The following is a 1,852-nucleotide window of genomic DNA, read 5'->3' as shown; positions in this document are numbered from 1 at the left end:
TGACCATCCGCACCCTCGTTCCCCGCTTCCTCTGCTTCGGTAGCAGGCGGTTCGCCAGTTTCTTCCTTAGCACGTCTTCGTCGTGCCAACACATCGTCAATCGAGACCTTATGGGCACGCACGTCACCGCCGGTCAGATGCCTCTCTAAGGTGAGTATCTGATCTTTAGGGTCTATCAACTCGAGCCAGACCAGTTCATAGCCGGCCGCCTCTTCGATGACCTTTGTCATTTCCTGGGCGCCGAGAACGAAGTCAATGCAGCGGAGAAGATAGCTCTTGCCGGTATCGGAATCGCCGTAGACCACGTTCGCGCCAGGTTCGAATTTGATGGAGGCGTCGGCCTTCCCCTTGCCAGTCAGGCGGATTTCGGAAATGCGCGCCATTAGAGCTCGAGCTCCTGCAGAGCTGAAATCCGATCAAATTCGGCACCCCACTGGCCTACCTTTTCGGCCATGAACGACTGAAGTTCCTGGTCGCTGGCTGCTCCAAACTCGTCGGCCAGCCACCGTGCCCGAATACGCAGCGATGACGCGTAGTCAGTCTTTAGTAGCGCAACGAAGGCCGAAGTCAGTTCGGATCCGGCGAAACAGACGCCGTTCGTCGTAAGGTTTTTCGATATGAGGTCACGCGCGAAGAGCAGGTTCAGTCCTGCGCGCACAAGGTCGCGCTTCACGACCCACTCCGACCCGCGGAAAGGAACCGGCGGATGAAGGCTCGGCGGGCCGCCGACGATATCCCCAGAATGTACAAGCAAATAGTCGTAACTGATGAGGCGCTGTAGATCAGCGGCGTTTGGTCGGCAGGCATCAAGCGCAAAAAGTAGGCGGAAGCCACATTCCAGCGGAGTATTGAACAACCGATGGCCGTCAATCGGCGTTGATGTCGCTGTAGCAACGTCAGACATCGTCGCACCATTTGATGTCACCATTGTTTGCCAAATGATGGCAAATCCCCTCACGATCCGGAGATGTGATATGGTCTTTCAAAGTGTAGTTCGAGACTTGCTGCACCTGCGCGGCTTTCACCGTTTCGCTGAGCCGCGTATAACCAGAATTTGCCGGTGCGCTGTAAGTGAAGTATAGACCGTGGCGGAATTCCCCGAGAAGTTCATCGAAATAGCAAGCATCGGCCATTTGATCGCGCGCGAGTTCTTTCAAGCCTTCAGCACTGTAGAAGGTCATCCGGGAGCGCTCGAAAAGATCTTTGGCCTTCCCATGCTTCGCGAAATCACCCTCACCGGAGATCGTCGTCCCAGTCATCTCACCGATGACCTTAAATAGCTCGCCGACATATCCGCGTTCGGCTTCAGCGACCTTTGAGGGCGGAGTTTCAGGCGGGGCACGCTGAATGAGCGGTGCTCCGAATACAACGAGATGATATGGTGTCTGTGCGTGTTCGTTGATGAGATCGAGCGGCTGTTTGACACGAATGAAGCTGAAGTCGGTCTTGGCAACGTATTCTGCGAAGTCGTCCTCCAAGGCGATGACTTCTTTCGAGGTAATCGCGTTTGCGCAATGCGCATTCCAGTTCGCAATCAGATAGGCGCGCAGCTTTTCTGGAGTGTCGATCAGATCCTGAAAGTCTCCGGTGACGCCTTTACGGGTCACGAACCAGTACTCTCTCGGAAGCTGATAGTCGCCACGATGCGAATAGAAGAGAACCTTGGCGATCTCCGCGATGCCTTTGCCTGCGCCGAGCGCGTTCGCATAACGCTTGCATTGGTATAGATGCCAATATCTGGACGGCGATCCGGATTCGCCGAACCAGACAATGATGTCGCGTCCCTTGTCACCTGCCCCGCCGCGTTGCTGAATGTCGTTAACACCTGCGAGCCTCGTGCGCAGATAGCCAT

At 55.5% G+C, this 1,852-nt stretch carries 3 protein-coding genes; all 3 read right to left on the bottom strand.

Features of this window, described 5'->3' with window-relative positions:
* The coding region (locus tag AC6RA4_RS25300) for a hypothetical protein (protein ID WP_500165055.1) at window positions 1-383 on the bottom strand (383 nt) is incomplete at its 3' end.
* Window positions 383-904 (bottom strand): ABC-three component system middle component 2, encoded by a 522-nt coding sequence (locus AC6RA4_RS25295; protein ID WP_500165053.1) that lies wholly within the window; start codon window positions 902-904, stop codon window positions 383-385. The genes AC6RA4_RS25300 and AC6RA4_RS25295, both read right to left, overlap by 1 nt.
* On the bottom strand, window positions 897-1,852 hold a 956-nt coding region (locus AC6RA4_RS25290; protein WP_500165051.1), incomplete at its 5' end, for an ABC-three component system protein. The genes AC6RA4_RS25295 and AC6RA4_RS25290, both read right to left, overlap by 8 nt.

This window comes from Salipiger sp., from assembly GCF_059781815.1.
This window is presented reverse-complemented; position numbering and strand designations above follow the sequence as displayed.

Bases quoted from the DNA above. Each gene is read 5' to 3' on its own strand.
- AC6RA4_RS25295 (WP_500165053.1), bottom strand. From the start codon at position 904: ATGTCTGACGTTGCTACAGCGACATCAACGCCGATTGACGGCCATCGG.